The organism is Halomonas sp. OfavH-34-E (assembly GCF_024124525.1).
In the GTDB taxonomy this organism is placed as follows: domain Bacteria; phylum Pseudomonadota; class Gammaproteobacteria; order Pseudomonadales; family Halomonadaceae; genus Halomonas; species Halomonas litopenaei.
Window position 1 is genome coordinate 1 of sequence record NZ_JAMXRY010000046.1, and the last position, 17,968, is coordinate 17,968.

At 65.0% G+C, this 17,968-nt stretch carries 19 protein-coding genes; 7 read left to right on the plus strand and 12 right to left on the minus strand.

Annotated elements, in window-relative coordinates; genetic code table 11:
• The coding region (locus NH448_RS17650) for an NAD(P)-binding domain-containing protein (RefSeq protein WP_253029128.1) at window positions 1–371 on the minus strand (371 nt) is incomplete at its 3' end.
• A gap of 161 nt (window positions 372–532) precedes the next feature.
• Between NH448_RS17650 and NH448_RS17655 the strand changes: the two genes are divergently transcribed.
• Together NH448_RS17655 and NH448_RS17660 are read left to right on the plus strand one after the other, a co-directional pair.
• Window positions 533–1,243 (plus strand): LysE family translocator, encoded by a 711-nt coding sequence (locus NH448_RS17655; protein ID WP_366078345.1) that lies wholly within the window; start codon window positions 533–535, stop codon window positions 1,241–1,243.
• Between the two features lie 22 nt (window positions 1,244–1,265).
• Window positions 1,266–2,033, plus strand: a complete 768-nt coding sequence (locus NH448_RS17660; RefSeq protein WP_124804395.1) for a metallophosphoesterase family protein — start codon at window positions 1,266–1,268, stop codon at window positions 2,031–2,033.
• Here the strand turns inward: NH448_RS17660 and NH448_RS17665 are convergent.
• From NH448_RS17665 to NH448_RS17685, 5 genes are all read right to left on the minus strand, one after another.
• Complete coding sequence (locus NH448_RS17665) at window positions 2,030–2,878, minus strand: alpha/beta hydrolase (protein WP_253029129.1); 849 nt, start codon at window positions 2,876–2,878, stop codon at window positions 2,030–2,032. The genes NH448_RS17660 and NH448_RS17665 overlap by 4 nt on opposite strands.
• A 419-nt stretch (window positions 2,879–3,297) precedes the next feature.
• On the minus strand, window positions 3,298–4,416 hold the full coding sequence (locus tag NH448_RS17670) for a nucleoid-associated protein (protein WP_253029130.1): 1,119 nt from the start codon (window positions 4,414–4,416) through the stop codon (window positions 3,298–3,300).
• Between the two features lie 222 nt (window positions 4,417–4,638).
• A complete protein-coding gene (locus NH448_RS17675) occupies window positions 4,639–5,400 on the minus strand; it encodes an ABC transporter permease (RefSeq protein ID WP_108132729.1) in 762 nt (253 codons plus the stop codon).
• A complete protein-coding gene (locus NH448_RS17680) occupies window positions 5,397–6,329 on the minus strand; it encodes an ABC transporter ATP-binding protein (RefSeq protein ID WP_108132730.1) in 933 nt (310 codons plus the stop codon). The genes NH448_RS17675 and NH448_RS17680 overlap by 4 nt, the downstream gene beginning before the upstream one ends.
• A gap of 166 nt (window positions 6,330–6,495) precedes the next feature.
• The gene (locus NH448_RS17685) at window positions 6,496–7,041 is read right to left on the minus strand and encodes a cytochrome b (protein WP_222517005.1); all 546 of its coding nucleotides are present in this window, start codon (window positions 7,039–7,041) and stop codon (window positions 6,496–6,498) included.
• A gap of 384 nt (window positions 7,042–7,425) precedes the next feature.
• Between NH448_RS17685 and NH448_RS17690 the strand changes: the two genes are divergently transcribed.
• Window positions 7,426–7,878 carry a cupin domain-containing protein gene (locus tag NH448_RS17690; protein WP_249743089.1) on the plus strand — a complete coding sequence of 151 codons (453 nt, stop codon included), beginning with the start codon at window positions 7,426–7,428 and terminating at the stop codon, window positions 7,876–7,878.
• 234 nt (window positions 7,879–8,112) lie between these two features.
• On the opposite strand, the gene NH448_RS17695 is transcribed toward NH448_RS17690, so the two are convergent.
• Entirely contained in the window at window positions 8,113–8,391 is a 279-nt protein-coding gene (locus NH448_RS17695; RefSeq protein ID WP_045994272.1) for a peptidylprolyl isomerase, read from the minus strand.
• A 166-nt stretch (window positions 8,392–8,557) separates the two neighbouring features.
• Here NH448_RS17695 and NH448_RS17700 point away from each other — a divergent pair, with 166 nt between their 5' ends.
• Window positions 8,558–9,094 carry a DUF523 domain-containing protein gene (locus NH448_RS17700; RefSeq protein WP_185696421.1) on the plus strand — a complete coding sequence of 179 codons (537 nt, stop codon included), beginning with the start codon at window positions 8,558–8,560 and terminating at the stop codon, window positions 9,092–9,094.
• 11 nt (window positions 9,095–9,105) lie between these two features.
• Here NH448_RS17700 and NH448_RS17705 read toward each other — a convergent pair whose 3' ends face one another.
• Complete coding sequence (locus tag NH448_RS17705) at window positions 9,106–10,383, minus strand: ChaN family lipoprotein (RefSeq protein ID WP_253029131.1); 1,278 nt, start codon at window positions 10,381–10,383, stop codon at window positions 9,106–9,108.
• Window positions 10,384–10,712: 329 nt separating this feature from the next.
• Here NH448_RS17705 and NH448_RS17710 point away from each other — a divergent pair, with 329 nt between their 5' ends.
• Complete coding sequence (locus tag NH448_RS17710; RefSeq protein ID WP_253029132.1) at window positions 10,713–11,921, plus strand: methyltransferase; 1,209 nt, start codon at window positions 10,713–10,715, stop codon at window positions 11,919–11,921.
• A 163-nt stretch (window positions 11,922–12,084) separates the two neighbouring features.
• Here NH448_RS17710 and NH448_RS17715 read toward each other — a convergent pair whose 3' ends face one another.
• The gene (locus tag NH448_RS17715) at window positions 12,085–13,383 is read right to left on the minus strand and encodes a sodium:proton antiporter (RefSeq protein WP_045994275.1); all 1,299 of its coding nucleotides are present in this window, start codon (window positions 13,381–13,383) and stop codon (window positions 12,085–12,087) included.
• A gap of 558 nt (window positions 13,384–13,941) precedes the next feature.
• On the opposite strand from NH448_RS17715, the gene NH448_RS17720 reads away from it, so the two are divergent.
• The gene (locus tag NH448_RS17720) at window positions 13,942–14,601 is read left to right on the plus strand and encodes a DNA-3-methyladenine glycosylase (protein WP_108132734.1); all 660 of its coding nucleotides are present in this window, start codon (window positions 13,942–13,944) and stop codon (window positions 14,599–14,601) included.
• 132 nt (window positions 14,602–14,733) lie between these two features.
• Here the strand turns inward: NH448_RS17720 and NH448_RS17725 are convergent, their stop codons facing one another.
• Complete coding sequence (locus NH448_RS17725) at window positions 14,734–15,207, minus strand: secondary thiamine-phosphate synthase enzyme YjbQ (protein ID WP_124804400.1); 474 nt, start codon at window positions 15,205–15,207, stop codon at window positions 14,734–14,736.
• A 181-nt stretch (window positions 15,208–15,388) separates the two neighbouring features.
• On the opposite strand from NH448_RS17725, the gene NH448_RS17730 reads away from it, so the two are divergent.
• Complete coding sequence (locus tag NH448_RS17730) at window positions 15,389–15,838, plus strand: carboxymuconolactone decarboxylase family protein (RefSeq protein ID WP_108447732.1); 450 nt, start codon at window positions 15,389–15,391, stop codon at window positions 15,836–15,838.
• Between the two features lie 87 nt (window positions 15,839–15,925).
• Here NH448_RS17730 and NH448_RS17735 read toward each other — a convergent pair whose 3' ends face one another.
• Together NH448_RS17735 and argE are read right to left on the minus strand one after the other, a co-directional pair.
• Window positions 15,926–16,750, minus strand: a complete 825-nt coding sequence (locus NH448_RS17735) for a phytanoyl-CoA dioxygenase family protein (RefSeq protein WP_124804401.1) — start codon at window positions 16,748–16,750, stop codon at window positions 15,926–15,928.
• On the minus strand, window positions 16,747–17,949 hold the full coding sequence (argE, locus tag NH448_RS17740) for an acetylornithine deacetylase (RefSeq protein ID WP_185696423.1): 1,203 nt from the start codon (window positions 17,947–17,949) through the stop codon (window positions 16,747–16,749). Before argE ends, NH448_RS17735 begins: the two co-directional genes overlap by 4 nt.
• Between the last annotated feature and the right edge of the window lie 19 nt (window positions 17,950–17,968).

The following is a 17,968-nucleotide window of genomic DNA, read 5'->3' on the forward strand; positions in this document are numbered from 1 at the left end:
GTGCTCAGATAGTTGGGCTGGATCGAGGGATAGGCGGCGGGGTCGGCGCTGGTCATGTCGATGATGCGCTGTCCCGGTCGCGCCCGGGCGATGACACCCTCGCTGCCGAGCATCACTTCGCGCAGCACCTCGGTATTGGCCACGCAGCTCAGGATCACGTCCACCTCCGCGGTCAGCTCGGCGACGCTGTCGGCTACCCGGGCACCGGTGTCGGCGGCCACCGCCTCGGCCTTGGTCCGGGTGCGGTTATACAGTGTCAACGGATGCCCGGCCTCGGCCAGCCGGCGGCTGAGTGGATCGCCCATCAGGCCGATACCGATAAAGCCGAGGCGAGGCAGCGCAGATGATGTGGTCGAGCGGGGAAGCGGCATGACGAACTCCTGTGCAGGGGCGGGTGGTCGTGACACCCCGGTTGGCCAGTGCCAGGGGGCGTGAGTGGGGGGAAGCGTCTAGCATGCGTCAGTCGGTCGTGCTCCCTCAACTGATAGTGTGGACGCGCCCGGACGCGCGACCTAGTCTGGGGATTCACCCCATGCCCCCATCGGGGCGTCTGGCGTGTTCCTTTATTCGACACTCCATCTTTATCCAGGCCAAGACCGCGATGCTCGAGTACTCCCTGGCCCACTGGGTCACGTTTCTGTCGGCGGCACTGCTGCTCAACCTTTCCCCGGGGCCGGACATGGCCTACGTGCTGGGCCAGACTGCACGCCATGGCCGCCGTGGCGGCTTTGCCGCCATGTTCGGGGTATGGAGCGGGGCGGGGCTGCACGTCATCATGGCCGCGTTGGGTCTGTCGGCGATCCTCGCCACCTCGGCGCTGGCCTTCAGTCTGGTGAAGTGGGTGGGCGCCGCCTATCTGGTGTGGCTGGGGCTCAAGTCGCTGCTGGCGCGGGGGACAGAGGACACCGCCACGGCGCCTGTGGTTCCTGCCAGCGGCGCCCGCATCTACCGCCAGGGAATCATGATCTCGCTGCTCAACCCCAAGGTCTCGATCTTCTTTCTGGCCTTCCTGCCCCAGTTCGTGGTGGCCGGGGCGGGACCCGTCAGCCTGCAGCTGGCGCTGCACGGGCTGGCCATCATCCTGGTGGCGGCCGTGGTCGAGCCTCCGCTGGTGATCGCTGGGGCCAGGCTGGCCAAGGCCCTGCGCGGCAGTCGCAGGCTTGGGCTATGGTGTGAACGAGGGCTGGGCGCCTTGTTCGTGGGATTGGGCGCGAGGCTTGCCCTGACCGAGCGTAACCTCTAGCCGGGAACCGGGAGGCGACACCATGCGCCTGAGAATACTGTCCGACCTGCACCTGGAACACTTCGACGGAGATCGTGAGTTGCCGGAAGTCGAGGCCGACGCGGTCATCCTGGCCGGGGATATCCACCTCGGGCTCAAGGGGCTCGAGTGGGCGGCCAGGCGCTTTGCGGATCAGCCGGTGATCTACGTGCCCGGCAATCACGAATTTTACAAGCACCGCATGGGCGCCCTGCGCCGGGAGATGGCCACACGGGCCGGGGAGCTTGGCATTCACCTGCTCGACAACGCACGGCTGGAACTCGGCGGCGTGCGCTTTCTGGGCACGACACTGTGGACCGACTTCGCGCTCTACGACGAGCGTCCCGACCCGCAGGACATTCCCACCGAGACGCTGTCCGCTGCACTGCGACAGATGCCCGACTTCGCGGTCATCGAAGAACCCGAAGGTGAGGTCTTCTCGCCGGAACGCAGCGTCGAGCTGCACCGCGAGAACCGGGCCTGGCTGGAGGCCGAGCTTGCCAGGCCGTTTGGCGGTGCCACGGTGGTGGTCAGCCACCACGCCCCCCTGGCCGAGAGCATTCCCGCCCACTATCAGGGCGACCCGCTGTCGCCGGCCTTCGCCTCACGCCTCGAGTCGCTGATGGAGGGCGTGGCGCTGTGGGTCCACGGCCACGTCCACGACCCGGTGATGCTGACGGTGGGGGACACCCGGGTGGTGGCCGTGCCCGGCGGCTATCCCGGCGAGCGCCCGGAGGATGACCTGCGCCTGGATCGTGTGGTCGAGGTCTAGGCAGACCTGTCGAGAAATTCGAGGATATGACGGCTGGTCGCCTCCGGCTGCTCGTCGGTCACCCAGTGGCCGGCGTCCTTGATCCACTCAAGTCTGGCGCCGGGTATGGCATCCGCCAGCATCGGCGCGTAGTCCGGCTTCTGGAAGTTGTCCTTGTCGCCCCATAGCACCAGGGTAGCGATCTCGAGGTTCTTCAGCTCACCGGCGATGGCCTGGGTGTATTCCTTGTTGAGGCGGCGCATGTTGCGGAAGAAGGCCGCCTTGCCTTCGGCGCTGTTCCACGGCTCGACGTAGATTTCCTTCAGGCGCTCGGTCGCCGCCTCGGGATCGTGGACGCCCTTGGGCATGAAGTCGCGCATGGTCGCGATGAACTCCTCGACGCTGGTGGACGCCTCGACCCCCGGCTCCAGCATCTGCTTGAACTCTGGTATCGGCCAGGAATCGAAGCACACGCTGTCGATGAGCACCTGGCGGCGTACCCGCTCTGGATGGTTGACCGCGATCAGCTGGCTGACGCCACCACCGATGTCGTGGGAGACGATGTCGGCGCTGGGCACTCCCAGGGCATCCATCAGCTTCACGAGGAGGCGGGCCTGGGCATTGATGGAGACGTCGGCATCCGTGGGCATGTCCGACTCGCCGTAATTGAGCATATCCGGTGCGATCACGCGATACTGCCGGGCTAGTTCCGGCATCACATGCCGCCACATCAACTTGTTGGTCGGAATGCCGTGGATCAGCAGCAGCGGCTGGCCTTGTCCCATCTCCTTGTAGGCGAGGCGATGGCCTTCGATCCAAGTATGGCGCGTTTCGACATGTTCCATTACGTCGCTCACGTTGCTCATCTCCCTTGCACCTTGGTGGCGGTGCGTCGATGTACCTGAGGTCACGGACTGACCTTTGCGATGTCGCGTCGCCACCCTAACGGTCATTGAGCGATCACTCAAACTATTTTTGAGTGATCGCTCTAAAATGGTTCAAGAGATGTGCATGCCCGCAATGCAGGACCCATGGCGTTGCGGCATGAAGCGTTGTGGGAAGAGGTGTTGTGGCAAGGGACGTTGCAGCAAGAGGAGCTGCAGAAAGGGGCGTTGCGACAAGAGAGGTGAGTTGCGGGAAGGGACTGGATGCAGCGAGAAGAGCGACGACAGGAGGACCCGATGGGCGCCGCTCCCGTCGTTGGCCAGGGATCGTCATGCACTGAGGCTGAAGCAGGGCCAAGAAGGCTCTTCTGGCGAGCCTTCTTGGCCCTGATAGAGGACTTTTAGCCGCCCTGGAGCTGTTCCTTGAGCTTGTTGGGCAGCTTCTTGATGATCAGCCGGTCGCGCTCCTCGTCGTACTCGATGCTGTTGCCGAGCAGATGGGAGTCGAAGCTGATCGAGACGCCCTCGGCGCGGCCGGTGAAGCGGCGGAACTGGTTCAGGGTGCGCTTGTCCGGCGGAATCTCCGGAGACAGCCCGTAGTCGGCGTTGCGGATGTGCTCGTAGAAGGCCCGCGGCTTGTCGTCGTCCACCAGCGCGGACAGCTCGTCCAGGGTCATGGCCTCACCACGGCTGGCCTGATCCTGGGCGTAGTCGATCAGCGCGTCGGTCTTCTCGCGGGAGGTCTCCTCGGCCATGTCCTCGCGCTCAACGTAGTCGCTGAACGCCTTGAGCAGGGTGCGGGTCTCGCTCTTCGGGTCGACCCCTTCGCTGGCGCCGAGCAGCGCCTGCAGGTCGTCCGCCAGCTTGCGCGCACCACGGTCGGCCAGCAGTGACAGGTACTGGCTCGACGGGCCGCCTTCCTGCCATTGGGTCAGGTTGAGGCGAAAGGCCAGCGACATCTGGCTGTGGTTGACCTGACCGGTAATGGCGACGCGGCCGTCGTCACCGATGACGAAGCCGTCACGATGGTGCACCAGCGCCAGAAACAGGTGGCGGGTTTCGCCCTGGCGCTGGTCGGCGAGGATCAGGTGCCCACCGGTGGGCAGGTGGTCGTCGACCAGTGTCTTGATCGCTTCACCCAGAGACGCCGCGAGCGTTTGCAGGTCGCGTTCGTCCTGAAGGTAGGCCTTGAACTCGGCCGGGAAGCGGCTGGACGTGGCGACCAGGCCGGTGGATTCAGCCGCGGCGTCGTCCCAAGGCGGGGTATCATCAGCCGGGGGCTCGTCAACAGAGGCATCGCTGGCGCCCACAGCGTCCTGCTCTACCTCGCTCACCGCGACAGTATGCTCATTGAGCCGTCCCCAGCGCTTGGCCTTGCCGTGGTAGGCATCGGTCAGGCGGGTGACCAGGCTGTCCAGAGCGTCACTGTCGGGATGCAGTTCGCTTGCGGGCACAAGGGTTGCCGGACTGTCGCTGGCGCTCTTGTCGAGGCGCTGGATGACACAGGCGGATATCGGCATGGGGACCTCGTGGGCAGGGGGGGCGGCGGCAGATGATAACGCAATTGGGAACCACTGCATAAATTGCTGCGCTCGACATCTCGGCCGCCGGCGGTGCTCAAGCTTCTCATTTAACTATATGTAAAATCGAAACTTTCCGCTCCGGCGGCAGCTGACCTCTCTTCGCTCGCGACATTTCTTCAGCGCTTCCCTTGCTCCGTTGGGTCGAAAGGGTCCCTGGATTCAGGGCTTGAGTCGATAGCCGCTTCTGAAGATGGCGTGGATCACCACCAGGGCCACGGCCATGAACAACAGGATCATGCCCAGGCTGATCCACACGCTGACGTCACCGAGCCCGTAGAAGCTGTAGCGAAAGCCCGACACCAGATAGACCACCGGATTGAACAGGGTCACCGTCTGCCATAGCGGTGGCAGCATGTCGATGGAGTAGAAGGTGCCGCCGAGGAAGGTCAGCGGGGTGATCACCAGCAGTGGCACCAGCTGGAGCTTCTCGAAGCCGTCGGCCCAGATACCGATGATGAAGCCGAGCAGGCTGAAGGTCAGGGCGGTGAGCACCAGAAACAGCAGCATCATCAGTGGATGCTCGATGGTAAAGGGCACAAACAGGCTGGCGGTACCCAGCACGATAAGCCCCAGGACGATCGACTTGGTGGCGGCGGCGCCGACAAAGCCCAGCACGATCTCCAGCGGCGAGATCGGCGCCGACAGGATTTCGTAGACGGAGCCGGAGAAGCGTGGAAAGAAGATCCCGAAAGAGGCGTTGGAGACGCTCTGGGTCAGCAGCATCAGCATGATCAAGCCAGGCACGATAAAGGCCCCGTAGGGAATGCCCTCGACCTCACTGATGCGGGACCCGATGGCCGAGCCGAACACCACGAAGTACAGCGAGGTCGACAGCACCGGAGAGACCACGCTCTGCAGGATGGTGCGCAGGCTGCGGGCCATTTCGGCCCGATACAGCGTCTTGACCGAGGTGAGGTTCATGTCCGTTCCTTGACCAGATTGACGAAGATCTCTTCCAGCGAGCTCTGACGGGTGTGCAGGTCCTTGAAGGTGATGCCGGCGGCGTCGACCTCGCCCAGCAGGTCGGCGATGGCGCCTTCGCCGTCGTCGGCACCGTCGTAGCGATAGACCAGGGCGTGGCCGTCATCGGCCAGGGTCAGGCTGCGGTGGGCGAGCGCCTCGGGCAACTGGGAGAGCGGTTCGCGCAGGTGCAGGGTCAGCTCCTTGCGCCCCAGGCTCGCCATCAGTGTCTGCTTGTCCTCGACCAGCACCAGTTCGCCTGCGCGAATCACGCCGATGCGCTCGGCCATTTCCTCGGCTTCTTCGATGTAGTGGGTGGTGAGGATGATGGTGACGCCGCTCTGCCTGAGTCCACGTACCACCTCCCACATGTCGCGCCTCAGTTCGACGTCGACCCCGGCGGTGGGTTCGTCGAGAAACAGCACCTGGGGCTCGTGGGCCAGCGCCTTGGCGATCAGTACTCGTCGTTTCATGCCGCCGGACAGGGTGATCAGGCGATTCTTGCGTTTCTCCCACAGGCTCAGCTGGCGCAGTACCTTCTCGATATGCGCCGGGTCCTTGGGCTTGCCGAACAGGCCGCGGCTGAAGGAGACGGTATCCCAGACGGTGGAGAAGGCCTCGCTGGTCAACTCCTGGGGCACCAGCCCGATGCGCGAGCGGGCGGCGCGGAAGTCGTCGAGGATGTCATGGCCATCGACCAGCACACGCCCGGAGGACGGATTGACCAGGCCGCAGATGACGCTGATGAGGGTGGTCTTGCCGGCGCCGTTGGGTCCGAGCAGGGCGAAGATCTCGCCGCGACGAATCTCAAGATCGATGCCCTTGAGCGCCTCGAAACCGCCGTTGTAGACCTTGGTCAGTCCCTTGACGTCGATGATCGGGGCGCTCATGTCTGGGCCCCTTCGGCGGCAGGTACAGGCCGCCCGGGTGCGACCCGGGCGGATAGAGATGCTGAGGGATGCGGGCGAGGCATGGAGACGTCCTTATCGATTGACCCCGCCCATCCTAGCGCGACCGCTCTGATCTGCACACAGTCGGGCGCCGTCCCGGCGCGTCTCAGTCGCGTGGGGTGACGTTGGTCATCCGCGGCAGTACGTCGGGACTGTGGCGGCTGACGCGATGGAGCATCGCCATTACCACATGGCCGAGGGCGAGGGCGAACAGGGCCCAGCCCAGCCAGCCATGGAGCAGGTTGGCGGGGGCCTCCATCCAGGCGATCTCGTCTCCTTCGAAGCCGGCCATCAGTTCGATGCCGAAAGGCGAGAAGGCGCGGCCGGAGCCGTACTGGCGAAGGAGCGCGATGGAGGGGATGAGAATCAGCAGTCCATAGAGCGCGACATGGCCAAGGTGCGACGCCAGGTTGACCCGTGCCGGGCGACGCCGCTGGTTGATCAGCGCCCAGCTCACGCGTAGCAGCATCAGCACCAGAATCGTCAATCCCACGGGCTTGTGGCTGCCCCACAGCAGTTCATCCAGCCAGGAGTCCTCGAACAGGAACCTGGCGCTGGCGGTAACGAGCTGCCACACCACCAACGCGGCGATGGCCCAATGGAAGAAACGGCTGATGCTGCCGTAACGGTCGGGAGTGTCGGTGATCGGCATAGGGGGGTCCTCATCATCGGGTAACAGATAGCGTCGCGGTCCATGGGTTCTTGTTTTTTGCCTAGGCTAACCCAGCCCAGCGGACCAGGCGGGTGAATTCTCCCAAGAGACTGTGCAAGAACCGGCAGTCACGCGTGGAACACGGTGTTCGACGATGTGCGTTGGACAGACTCGTGTAAGGAAGGCCGCAGCCGCGCTACTCAAGGATTCCCAATTCGACGGCGTCTTCGGCAAGAGGATCGATCCATGGCTCGAGTGTCCCCCCTGACGTATAAAAAAAATGTGGCTGAAGCAATGGCAAGCAGAGCAATCGCAAGCGGTGCTATGGCAAGCGGTACTATGGCAAGCAGTGCATTGGCCAGCAGTGCAATGGCAAGTCAGCCAATGGCGAGCAGGGCAGCGGCGCTGGCGCAGTCACCCTGGCGTTCGCTGGTGCTGCTGGGACTCGGCCTGGCGCTGATGGTCGCGGTCTTGCCCCGGGCGTCGGCGCAGGCGGGCGAGCAGGTGACGCCGAGCGTGTCCCAGAACATCATGCAGCAGAAGTGGGTGTCCGATGACTCGAATCTGATCTCGACCATGGTGCTGGTCACCCTGGACCCGGGGGCCAGCCTGCCGCCTCACCGTCACGCAGGGCCGGCCTACGTCAAGGTGGCCACCGGCGAGGTGATCTCGCAGCTTGAAGGCGGGGAAGAAGAACGCTTTGGCCCCGGAGACGAATGGCGAGAGCCCGAGGGCGTGCGCCACGTACAGCTGGTCAATGCCAGCGACGACACACCGGCGGAACTGATCGTGGTGATGATCCACACCCGTGGCGAACCCCTGACCCGGGTGGAATGACCCTGTCAGTGTCGCTCTGATAGCCCCGCTCTGACGGTATCGCTCTGACAGCCCCGTTCTGATAGCCCCGCTCTGATAGCCCCGCTCTGATAGCCCCGCTCGGATCGTGTCCAGCGGATTACTCGACACGCCGACACGACAACGCCGCGATCTCTCGCGGCGTTGTCGTTGCTGCTCAGGCAAGCCTGAGGCTCGGTCGAAAGGTCGCCAAGCGCAGGCGCCTTTTCGGCAAGCCTAGCCGCGGCTGGTGACTTCCAGCAGATGATAACCAAACTGGGTCTTCACCGGGCCCTGCACCTTGTTGAGGTCGGCGGAGAAGACGACCTCGTCGAACTCACGCACCATCTGGCCGGGGCCGAAGCTGCCCAGGTCGCCGCCCTGGCGGCCGGACGGGCAGGAGGAGTGCTCGCGGGCAACCTCGGCAAAATCACGACCGTTCTCGATCTCGGTCTTGAGGGTTTGGCACTTTTCTTCGCTGTCGACGAGGATGTGGCGGGCGGTGGCCTGGACCATGGGATGACTCCTGAACTTCACTGAAGGTTGGCTGATGTTGCGAGACGCGAGCTTACCACGGGTGCCGCCGAGGCGGCACCGGGCTTGGTCTGTGTCCAGGTCCGGTGCACCATGGGACTGTCGTCGCCGCCCTTGCGCCCTCTCTTGTGTAGAACGAGTAGATACGATGGACCCGAAATCATCATCCGCCGCCGCAGAACTGACCCCACTTCTGGTCAGCGCCTGCCTGCTCGGGGATCCGGTGCGATATGACGCCGGGCACAAGTGGCTCGGCGACGAGCGTTTGGCGCTGTGGCGTGACCAGGGGCGGCTGGTGCCGGTGTGCCCCGAGGTGGCGGGAGGCCTGCCCACACCGCGGCCCGCGGCGGAGATCGCAGGAGGCAGCGGCGCTCAGGTGCTGGCAGGCGAGCTCAGGATCGTCGATATCGACGGCGGTGATCCCACCGAGGCCTTTGTGGCGGGCGCCAGGCGAGCGCTCGCCACCGCCAGGCGCTACCACTGCCGGTTGGCGCTGTTGACCGATGCCAGTCCGTCCTGTGGCAGCACCCAGGTGTACGATGGCCGCTTCAGTGGCAGCAGGATCGCCGGTGAAGGCGTGACCGCCGCGCTGTTGCGCGACGCAGGCATCGAGGTCTTCGCCCCGCATCAGCTAGAGGAATTGGCTCGCCGTCTGGTCGAGCTGGATACCGACCGGCGGCGTTGAATGTCGGAGCGCTATTCTTGGGGCTCCTGCTCTTGTTGCTGCTCTTGTTGCTGCTCTTGTTGCAGTGCGGGTCGCTGGTGCTGTCGAGTCCCTTCACCTCGCTCGACGTCCAGAGCGGGTTCCACGATCGGGAAACGCACCGTTAGCGTCTGGCGCTGGTGATCGCGCGTCACCGTGATGCTGGCCTGGGTGCCTGGCAGTACGCGAGGCACCAGTGCCTTGAGCTGGTAGGGATGCGCGATGCCATGCCCGGCAAAGTTCAGGATGCGGTCGCCGACGCGCAGCCCCGCAGCCTCGGCGGGACTGTTCGGTACCATCTCGGTCACCACCAGGCCCGGTCGGTCCTCGCTTGATTCGACACCTACCCCGAGTCGCGGCCCCTCGCTCTGCTTGTCTTCGCGTACCACAAAGACGGCGTCGGCAAGTCCCGCTTCGGCCTCGCAGGCGTCGTCGGCAGACAGCGGCAAGAGGCTCGCGACATCGGCGATACCCAGGCTCTTAAGCTGTGCCTCGATTCCCTCGCCGTGGCTGGCGTGACCCATTCCCACCAGGCCCACCGCCAGGTGGCCATCTTCGACCAGGGCGGCGAGCCCCTGGGCCATGGCCATGTCCCACACCTGCTGGGCGTAGACGAAGCCGTCGATCATGTTGTCGTCGAAGCCCTCGCCAAAGCCTTCGCCAGCAAGTTCCAGGGCGTGTTCCTCGAGACTCGCCTCGAGCCGTTCACGGTAGGACGGCATGGCCGGTACGGGTTCGGGAATGCCGTGGCGTTGTGCCGGCGGCAGTGTGGAGACGCCATCCTCGACCAGCCGTTGGCGCAGCTCAGGGGTGACGTTCAGTGCCTTCAGCGGCAGCGCCTGGTCCCGGGCAAAGCGCAGCACCGGCAGGTACAGCTCGGGGTCGAAGCCCCAGTAGCGGTACCACTGGCTCTGCTCGAGCAGGGCGGCCTCATCGATGTCACCGGCGATCCAGGCGTCCAGTGCCGGTTGGCTTTCTCTCGGCAGCATCTCAAGGCCAATGGCCAGATCCGGCTGATGGGCGTGCAGGGCGGCCAGGCTCGCCAGCTGGAATCGATGGTGGTCGGGACGATCGTGCTGTTCACCCAGCAGGACCACCTGCTGGCGGGCGAGCATCGGCCAGCCCATCGTCGGCGCCGTATGGGGGCGAGCGTCACCGGGCGTGATCCAGTCGCCGGGCGCCAGGCCAGCGCCTGTTGCAGTGTTGGTGCAGGATGCCTGGGCATCGAGGCCGAGCACCAACAGTATCGTCAGAGTAGCCAGCCTCGGCATCGTCCATCGGCGTGGGAGAGAGCAGCGATGTGACGGTCGAAATCGCAGAAGGGGCATGAGCGGAGCCAGCGTGAATCCAGCGTGAATCAAGAGAGAACCAAGAGTGAACAAGAGCGGAACCAGCGCAGCTTCGGACCGGAACGACGCCGAAACCAGACCGAAGCGAGAGTCGAAAAGGTTCAGGCTAGCCGCCCCGGCGCCGACGATCCAGTGTGGTCTGCCCATCGCTTGATCGATGTCCCGCCTGCGGCCTGCTGGTACCATGACGCACGCCGTCCACTGTCCATCGCCCAACACCCACCTTTAGCTACCATGATCTTCGCGACCGCATGAACACTCCCTCGCTCCACGCCGAGCGCCTCGAGGCCTTGACCCGATTGCTCGCCGACTGGCACTGGCTCTGGTCGCCGGCGCCCTTTACCCATGCCGGGACTCCCTGGCCCGAGCGGGCGCCCGCCGGCGATGTCGCCGCTTGCCTGCAGGCGCTGGACGACGCTCGGTGCCAGCGCTTGCAGCAGAGGCCTTTCGATGCCTCGCCGCTGGCCGCCTGGCTACCGGTGGATGAACTGGCGCGCCTGGTCAGGGTTCCCGATGGAGCGCCGCCGATCCAGGCGCCCGAGGCGTGGGCGGCCCACGTGGGAGGTCGCAAGTGGCAGCAGATGCTGGCCTTTGCGCCCCAGGTGGCCATCGGCCAGGGGCAGCGGCTTGTCGAGTGGTGTGCCGGCAAGGGACATCTTTCGCGTCTGCTGGCGCGCCGCCACGACGGCTCCATTTGCGCGCTGGAGTGGCAACCGGCGCTGTGCGAAAGCGGCCAGGCGCTGGCCGAGCGGCAGGGACTGGAGGTGACGCTGGTCGAGCAGGACGTGATGGCGCCCAGCGTGAGCCGACACCTCGGTGACGCCGATCGGGTGGTGGCGCTGCATGCCTGTGGCGATCTTCACGTGCGCCTGCTGGAGCTGGCACGTGAACAGAAGGTGGCGATCAGTCTGGCTCCCTGCTGCTACCAGCGTACCCGTGACAAGATCTATCGCCCCCTGTCGCGTCAGGCGCAGCAACAGGCAGAGCGCCATGGTCTGTCGCTGGACCGAGAGGCGCTGGCGCTGTCGGTGCAGGAGACCGTGACCGCCAGCCAGGGAGAGCGACGCAAGCGTGAACAGGCGAACGCCTGGCGACTGGGTTTCGATGCTCTTCAGCGCCGGCTGCGCGGAGTCGACGACTATCTGGCGGTGCCGAGTCTGGCCTACGGCAGGATGCCGGAGCGCTTCGAGGACTTCTGTCGTTGGGCCGCCCGGGAGAAGGGACTGACAGTGCCCGACGGGATCGACTGGGACGCCTATCGACGTCGTGGCGAAGCGTGTCTGCAGCGGGTCAATCGACTCGAGCTGGTGCGCCATCTGTTTCGCCGGCCGCTGGAGGTGTGGCTGGTGCTGGACCGGGCCCTGTGGCTCGAGGAGGCCGGCTTCGAGGTCAGTCTGAGCCAGTTCTGCCCGCGCGCGCTGACCCCGCGCAATCTTGCCCTGGTGGCGCAACCGACGTAAGGCCGCGAGATCACCAGCCGGTCGCGACGTTCCCGCAGGCGCGGCAAGTCCAGTTACTGGCGCTGCCGTGGTGGTCGAGACGAGGCGGCCCCGGACACTTGAACTGTCCGGGGCCGTGTTTTCTTCAAGGGAGGGGATAGCTCGGCTGGCGCCGCACGCCGGATCAGCTGCGCTTGCTACGCCTGAATTGCTCGGTTTCCCAGACCTTGGCGCGCTTGATCAAGGGGGTGATGCTGGATCCCTGGATCAGGATCGAGAACACCACCACCGAGTAGGTCATTACCAGGATGATCTCGCGCACGTCGATGTTCTTTTCGGGAATCACGGTGATCCCCGACGGAATCGACATCGCCATGGCCAGCGCCAGACCACCACGCAGTCCGCCCCAGGTCAGGATGCGCACCGAGTAGGGGTTGTAGCGACGAAAGCGCCGGAAGCCCAGGTAGGCCAGGCGCACGCTCAGATAGCGCGACAGCAGCACCAGCGGCACGGCGGCGATCATCAGCACCCAGTCCTCCGGGTGGAAGCTGAACGACAGCATGGTCATGCCGATCAGCAGGAACAGCACGCCATTGAGGAACTCGTCGACCAGCTCCCAGAAGTGGTCGAGATGCTGCCGGGATTCCTCGGAGAAGCCCTTGCGACGGGTACGGTTGCCGATGATGATGCCGGCCACCACCATGGCCAGGGGGCCGGACACCTCGAGAAACTCGGCGAACACGTAGCCGGTGGTGGGCACCAGAAGCGTCAGCATCAATTCCATGGAGTGGTCGTCGGTGTGACGGATTAACTGGTGAAACAGCTGACCGAGCACGAAGCCGTAGACGATGCCGCCCAGCGCCTCCTGCAGAAACAGGTGGCCGACGCTGGTCACCGTGGGGGTGGTGCCGCCGAAGGCGACGGCGAACAGGGTGACGAAGAGCACCAGACCGAAGCCGTCGTTGAACAGCGACTCGCCCTCGATCTGGGTCGAGATGCGCCGGGGCGCGTTCATCTTCTTGACGATGGCGAGCACCGCGATGGGATCGGTGGGAGAGATCAGGGCACCGAACAGCAGGCAGTAGATCAGATCGAAGTCGATACCCAGCCAGCCCACCAGCAGCCACAGACTGTAGCCGATGAAGAAGGTCGAGAACAGGGTGCTGCCCATGGCAAGGATGGCGATTTCCCACTTCTGGTCACGCAGGTGGGGGAGCTTGATCCCCAGCGCACCGGCAAACAGCAGAAATCCGAGGATGCCCTTCAGCAGGAAATCCTCGAAATTCAACTGATTGATGGCGGTTTTAGCGGTTTCGTCGAGGGCGAACCAGCCCGCGTGACCGGCGATGACGATGGCCAGCGACAGTATCAGAGCGCCAGCAGTGATCGCGATGGTGGTCTGAAATTTTCCGATCTTGCCGTTGATCAGGGAGATCACCATCGCCATCGCGGCGAGCAGGCAAAGGGTGTCGTACACCGACATGGAGGGAGGCCTCTAGGTAGGATGGGTGAGTCGTGTCGGCTCGAGCGCTGGCTCGAGGCCGTAAAAGGGGGGCAGCAGCAGGCACATCGGCTCGGCCCGTCGCATCACCCGAGGAGGTCAGGCGCTGGTGTGACGGGGGAGGCGATTGTGACGTGTCCATCGCGGGAGTTCGGTCCTGAGCGTGGTGTGCTACGCCCTGGCCGGTTGGACCAGGGGGAGCGGATAGGGCTTGCGAACAGGTCTTGCAAACTGGGCTTGCGAATAGCGCCTGTACGCTGGATACGGATGTCCCGGCGGTCAGCATCTGCGGCGTCATGCTCGGAGGCGCTGAAGCCAGGCGTCAAGGCCTTCGACGCGTGAGACGCGAGTCGGCTATATCGGCGTTTCGCAGTGCAACAAAGTATACGCGGGTCGCGGTGCGGGTACATCCCGGATGTCGCTTTTTTTGAAGCGCGTGGGCGAGGATTGACAGGCGCCTGGCTTGTCTACGACAAAGGTCTGAAACCAAAGGCGTGTGTCGCTCGGTTCAAGCGAGCGCCCTGACGACAAGGAACCTCTATGCAAGTACACGATATCGCCGTACACCTGGGTCCTGCCCAGGCCCATCTGCGCCAGTTGGATGACGGTTGGGCGGGGCTGATCGATCGGGTGGGCGACTGCGGACTGACCACCGCCCTCGATCGCAGCCCCTACGAGTCGTTGTCCAGGGCGGTGGCCTATCAGCAGCTCCATGGCAAGGCGGCGGCGGCGATTGTCGGCCGTCTGACGGCGCTGTTCCCGGGGCAGGATTTCCCCAGTCCCCGGCAACTGTCCGAGCTCTCCTCGGAGGAGCTTCGAGCCTGTGGCTTCTCGGCACGCAAGCAGGCGACCCTCCAGGGCCTCGCCGAGGCGGCACTGGACGGTCGAATCCCCAACCGCGAACAGGCCGCCGAGATGGAGGACGAAGAGCTGATCAAGCGTTTCACCGCCATCAAGGGTATCGGCCGCTGGACCGTCGAGATGATGCTGATCAACACCCTTGGACGTCCCGATATCCTGCCGGTGGATGACTTGGGCATCCGCGACGGCGCGCGCTACCTGTTCGGCTGGGAACGCATGCCGACGCCAAGGGAGACCCGCGAGCTGTGCGAACCCTGCAGGCCCTGGCGCTCGGTGGCGTCCTGGTACCTGTGGCGCTGCAACGAACAACCGGATTACCGACGCCTGGCGAAGTCCTGAACCGGGCCAGGCAAGCCGAGAAGGCTAGGAAGGCAAGGAAGGCGCGGAAGCGAGGATGACCGGTGACAGCCGTGCAGGGTGCGCGGCCGAAGCTCTGCACGCGGGGCCCGCTGATGGCGACAGCAGGGTGACTTAGTCGCGACGGCGGTAGGGGTCGGGCATCGCCTGTTCCGGGCGCCAGCGGGTGCGTTCGCCGTTCAAGGTCAGCACAAGCTGGCGAGGCCCGGCGTGGTCGCGGTGCTCGCACAGATAGATACCCTGCCAGGTGCCCATCGCCAGGCGCCCCTCGGTGATGGGAATGCTGAGTGATGGCCCCAGCAGGCTGGCCTTGAGGTGGGCCGGCATGTCGTCGCTGCCCTCCTGGGTGTGACGGTAGTAGGGTGCGTTCTCCGGCACCATCACATTGAAGTGACGCTCGAAGTCGCCACGTACCGTGGGATCGGCGTCTTCGTTGATGGTCAGCGATGCCGAGGTGTGCTGGATGAAGGCGTGGAGCAGGCCGATGCGCATGCTCGGCAGGTCCGGCAGTGCCTGAACGACCTCATCGGTGATCAGGTGAAAGCCCCGGGGGCGGGCAGCGAGGCGAAGGGTGCTCTGGAACCACATCTAGGACGGTCTCATTGTCGGCGTTGACGCTGGAGGCCATGGCACGGCAAGGCCCTTGCGCAGGAAAGCCCCTGTGCAGCAGGGCCATCGCTCGAGGCAGACAGGCGCGATCAGGCGGCCAGCGGTAAGGAATTCAAACGCGCAAAGACTACCTCCTTTACCGTCCTGTGAGGAGTCCCGAATGAAAGATCAACGTCTGACCCGGGCCGACGTCTTTCGCCACCAGCCGATGCTGGCCAAGTCCCTGGTGGAACTCGAGCGCGCCGTGGCCGAGGCGGGCATCGAGTCTGAGCTGGTGCACCTGATCAAGCTGCGCGCCTCCCAGCTGAACGGTTGCGCCTTCTGTCTGCGCATGCACAGCCAGGAAGCACGCGAGGACGGTGAGCAGCAGTCGCGTCTGGATGTTCTGTCGGCGTGGCGAGAGACCCAGCTCTTCAGTCGCCGTGAACAGGCAGCGCTGGCCTGGACCGAGGCGCTGACGCTGGTCAGCGGCCAGGAGATCGGCGGCGGCGACTACACCCGCCTGGCCGCGGAATTCACCCCCGAAGAGCAGGTCAACGTGACGGCGCTGGTGGTCTCCATCAACGCCTGGAACCGGATCGCGCTGGCGTTCGCCTTCCCGGTGGAGTGACGTCCTGCGGCGCGACCGAACGTCTCCCGCGCGGGTAGGCGACGTCGTCTTGCCCCTATGCCCCGCCAAGCAGGCCGGCGGGCAGGCTCATCCTGCCAGCAGCGGAAACAGCGGATGCTCCATGGGGCTGCCCGCGGGCAGTTCGTCGGCGAGGCCGGGAAAGGGCGGCGAGGTGGTCCAGGCCCGCGGTGCGTGGACCATGTCGTCACCCAGCAGACGCACCGAGAAAGCGCGACGGCGATGAGGGCCACTGACGCCACCCGAGGCGTGCAGGGTCAGCATGTTGAAGAATACGGCGTCGCCGGGTTCCAGCGCCCAGCCAAGGATGGTGTAGCGTTCACGCTGGGCCTCGATGTCAGGCAGCTCGGCCAGACTGCCCTCGGGGAACCAGCTGGCCTGGTGGTCCATGAAGGTCCGTGGCATCAGCCAGGGCCCCTTGTGGGACCCGGCCACAAACTCCAGGGTGGCCGCCCGGGATACCGGATCCACCGGTAGCCACATGCTGACGTTCTGACTGCCTTCCACGTTGTAGTAGGGCTGGTCCTGGTGCCAGGGGGTACGCTGGCGCGTGCCCGGTTCCTTGACCAGTAGATGGTCGTGGTAGAGGCGTACCTGGCGCGAGCCCATCAGGCGTTGCCCGATAAGCCCCAGCGGCGAGTCGAAGATGAAACCCCGATACGCTTCGTTGGTCTGCCAGTTGCAGAAGTCCTCGAAGAACCAGCCTGGGTCATCGGGTCGACTGGCGACCTTGGCCCGGGGGCTGGGATCGCGCAGGTTGTCCTCGATGCCCTCCGCCAGTCGCTTGAGCTCCTGGGGGCAGAAGATGCCGCGTAGACAGATGGCGCCGTCGCGCTGGAAGGCGGCGACGTCTTCGTCGCTGACCATGGTGTCGGGATGGATGCGCAGGTTCATGGGGCCTCCAGGCGGTGGAAGTCAGGAAGAGGAAAGGACAGCTGTGACAACAGCCGGTCGAAGAAACCCTCGCACTTCGTGATCTGATCGAAGGCGATGAACTCGTCTGGCTGATGGGCCTGATGGATGCTGCCGGGGCCGCAGATCACGGTAGGGACGCCCAGCTGGGCGAACAGCCCGGCCTCGCAGCCGAAGCCGAGCGCCAACGGCTCGACGCTGCATTCGGCCAGCTCGGCGATCCATGACAGGTAGCCTTGGCGGCGTTCGTCCAGCGGTGGGTACTGGCCGCGGCATTCCAGGGTCAGTCTGGCGCGACGGCCCAGGCCGATCAGGTCGCGATCCAGGCCGCTGGGAAAGTCCTTGCGCAGGCGCTCGAGGATTTCCATGGCGGGCTGCCCGGGCAGCGGGCGCATCTCGAAGTCGATGCGGCAGTGCTCGGGGATCTGATTCAGCGCGCTGCCACCCTCGATCAGCCCGACGTGGACCGTGGAGTAGGGGGGATCGAAGCGCTGATCGGTGAGCGACATCAGGCGCTTTTCCCGTGCCAGCTGGCGGATCTGCGCAACCACGCCCGCGCCGACGTCGATGGCGTTGACGCCTCGCCCCGGGTAGCCCGAGTGGCCTCCCACGCCCTCGATGGTGGCGCGCATGCCGACGTGGCCCTTGTGGGCGTTGGCGATGCGCATCGCGGTGGGTTCGCCGACGATGATGCCCCGCAGGCGTTCCTTGTGGACCTCGAGAAACGGCAGCATCAGCGGGGCACCCAGGCACCCGACCTCTTCGTCGAAGGACAGCGCCAGCAACACCGAGTGACGCGAGTGCTCTGCCTGCCAGGCGGCCAGTTTCGTCAGGGCCACGCCGATGAATCCCTTCATGTCCGCCGTACCGCGACCGTACAGGCGTTCAGCGTGGCGTTTCGGCGTGAACGGGGCGGTGACGCGCCAGTCCGCGTGGCTCGCCGGCACCACGTCGGTGTGGCCGGAAACCAGCAGGGCCGGGGCGTCGCGGGGGCCAAATTCGGCGATCAGGTTGGCCTTGTCGCCGCTGTCGTTGTAGAGCAGGGTCACCGCTGCCCCACGCGCCTCGAGCCAGCCGGCGACGTCGTTGATCAGTTCAAGGTTGGAGCGATGACTGGTGGTGTCGAAGGCCACCAGGCGTTCGATCATCGCAAGGCTCAAGGGTAGCGTGTTGCTGGTCAAGACGAAGCTCCGTGAGTGC

What these genes read in the sequence shown, in the direction of transcription:
- NH448_RS17680 (WP_108132730.1), bottom strand. Translation starts at nt 6,329, where the DNA reads ATGAGCGCCCCGATCATCGACGTCAAGGGACTGACCAAGGTCTACAAC.
- NH448_RS17715 (WP_045994275.1), bottom strand. Translation starts at nt 13,383, where the DNA reads ATGTCGGTGTACGACACCCTTTGCCTGCTCGCCGCGATGGCGATGGTG.
- NH448_RS17685 (WP_222517005.1), bottom strand. Translation starts at nt 7,041, where the DNA reads ATGCCGATCACCGACACTCCCGACCGTTACGGCAGCATCAGCCGTTTC.
- NH448_RS17735 (WP_124804401.1), bottom strand. Translation starts at nt 16,750, where the DNA reads ATGAACCTGCGCATCCATCCCGACACCATGGTCAGCGACGAAGACGTC.
- NH448_RS17700 (WP_185696421.1), top strand. Translation starts at nt 8,558, where the DNA reads ATGGACCCGAAATCATCATCCGCCGCCGCAGAACTGACCCCACTTCTG.
- NH448_RS17720 (WP_108132734.1), top strand. Translation starts at nt 13,942, where the DNA reads ATGCAAGTACACGATATCGCCGTACACCTGGGTCCTGCCCAGGCCCAT.
- NH448_RS17710 (WP_253029132.1), top strand. Translation starts at nt 10,713, where the DNA reads ATGAACACTCCCTCGCTCCACGCCGAGCGCCTCGAGGCCTTGACCCGA.
- NH448_RS17690 (WP_249743089.1), top strand. Translation starts at nt 7,426, where the DNA reads ATGGCGAGCAGGGCAGCGGCGCTGGCGCAGTCACCCTGGCGTTCGCTG.
- NH448_RS17670 (WP_253029130.1), bottom strand. Translation starts at nt 4,416, where the DNA reads ATGCCGATATCCGCCTGTGTCATCCAGCGCCTCGACAAGAGCGCCAGC.
- NH448_RS17675 (WP_108132729.1), bottom strand. Translation starts at nt 5,400, where the DNA reads ATGAACCTCACCTCGGTCAAGACGCTGTATCGGGCCGAAATGGCCCGC.
- NH448_RS17660 (WP_124804395.1), top strand. Translation starts at nt 1,266, where the DNA reads ATGCGCCTGAGAATACTGTCCGACCTGCACCTGGAACACTTCGACGGA.
- NH448_RS17655 (WP_366078345.1), top strand. Translation starts at nt 533, where the DNA reads ATGCCCCCATCGGGGCGTCTGGCGTGTTCCTTTATTCGACACTCCATC.
- NH448_RS17665 (WP_253029129.1), bottom strand. Translation starts at nt 2,878, where the DNA reads ATGAGCAACGTGAGCGACGTAATGGAACATGTCGAAACGCGCCATACT.
- NH448_RS17705 (WP_253029131.1), bottom strand. Translation starts at nt 10,383, where the DNA reads ATGCCGAGGCTGGCTACTCTGACGATACTGTTGGTGCTCGGCCTCGAT.
- NH448_RS17730 (WP_108447732.1), top strand. Translation starts at nt 15,389, where the DNA reads ATGAAAGATCAACGTCTGACCCGGGCCGACGTCTTTCGCCACCAGCCG.
- NH448_RS17725 (WP_124804400.1), bottom strand. Translation starts at nt 15,207, where the DNA reads ATGTGGTTCCAGAGCACCCTTCGCCTCGCTGCCCGCCCCCGGGGCTTT.
- NH448_RS17695 (WP_045994272.1), bottom strand. Translation starts at nt 8,391, where the DNA reads ATGGTCCAGGCCACCGCCCGCCACATCCTCGTCGACAGCGAAGAAAAG.